The 1059-nt window shown below is 73.7% G+C and carries 1 protein-coding gene and 1 pseudogene; one reads left to right on the top strand and one right to left on the bottom strand.

The genetic code is table 11. The annotated features are described in order from the left end of the window. Positions 1–75: 75 nt before the first annotated feature. The gene (locus E1283_RS36495; RefSeq protein WP_243745355.1) at positions 76–921 is read right to left on the bottom strand and encodes a LysR family transcriptional regulator; all 846 of its coding nucleotides are present in this window, start codon (positions 919–921) and stop codon (positions 76–78) included. 15 nt (positions 922–936) lie between these two features. On the opposite strand from E1283_RS36495, the pseudogene E1283_RS36490 reads away from it, so the two are divergent. Further along, positions 937–1059: pseudogene (locus E1283_RS36490) on the top strand (UvrD-helicase domain-containing protein); the annotation flags it as partial.

Raw genomic sequence — 1059 nt, 5'->3', positions numbered from 1 at the left:
ACCCGGCCCCCACACCGCCACCATCACCGTCCGCACCGGCACCCTCGTCCTCGACGCCTTCCACCAGTTCGGCGCCTACCCGCCCCCGCGGTAGAGGTCGACCGCCAGCGCGATGGCGGCGTGGGTGGCGGGATGCGGATCCTCGGTCCGCCACACGAGCCGAACGGCCACCGGCTCCGCGTCCCGCAGCCGGCGGTAGACGATGCCGTCGCGCCGGTACTGGCCCGCCGTCGACTCCGGGGTGACCCCGACGCAGCGACCGGTGGCGATGACGGCGAGCCAGTCGTCGATGTCCCGCGTGTACTCGACGGCTGGCCGCTCGCCCTCGGGCCACAGGTCCAGCGTCGTGGTGCCGACGCGGCGGTCGACCGCCAGCGTGCGGCCGGCGAGCTCCGCGAGCCGGATGCCGCGCCGGCGGGCCCAGGGGTCGTCGGAGGCGAGGGCGACGTAGCGCGGCTCGTGGCCGATCACCACGTGCGACCAGGACCGCAGGTCGATCGGCGCCCGGATCACCGCGAGGTCGCACAGCCCCTCGGCGAGCCCGCCGGTGGGCGTGTTGTGGCGGATCAGCCGCAGCTCGGTCTCCGGATGCCGCTCCCGCCAGCGGCGCTGGAACTCCGTGGTGGCCCGACCGAACGCGGACCAGGCATGGCCGATACTCAACCGGCCGTGCCCCGTGGTGGCCTCCCTGACCAGCTCCGCCACCCCGGCGAGCACCACCCGCGCCCGCGCCAACGCGGCCACGCCCGCGGACGTGGGGACGACCTCACGACTCGTCCGGTGCAGCAACCGCACGCCGAGCGCCCGCTCCAGCGCAGCCAGGTTCCGCGAGACGGCGGCCTGCGAGATCCCCAGCTCATACGCGGCATCGGTGAACCCACCGGCGTCGACGATGGCCACCAGACAGCGCAGGTGCCGCAACTCGACCCCGTTCCCATCCTGGTCGACGAGTACCAGGACACCAACATCGCCCAGTACACGCTGATCAAGCTGCTGGTGGGCACCCAGGACCCGGGCGAGCTGTGCGTGGTGGGCGACGCCGACCAGTCCATCTACGCC

Source organism: Streptomyces hainanensis (assembly GCF_004348415.1).
Lineage (GTDB): Bacteria > Actinomycetota > Actinomycetes > Streptomycetales > Streptomycetaceae > Streptomyces > Streptomyces hainanensis.
Note: the sequence above shows the minus strand (reverse complement) of the source record. Positions and strands in the feature narration are given on the sequence as shown.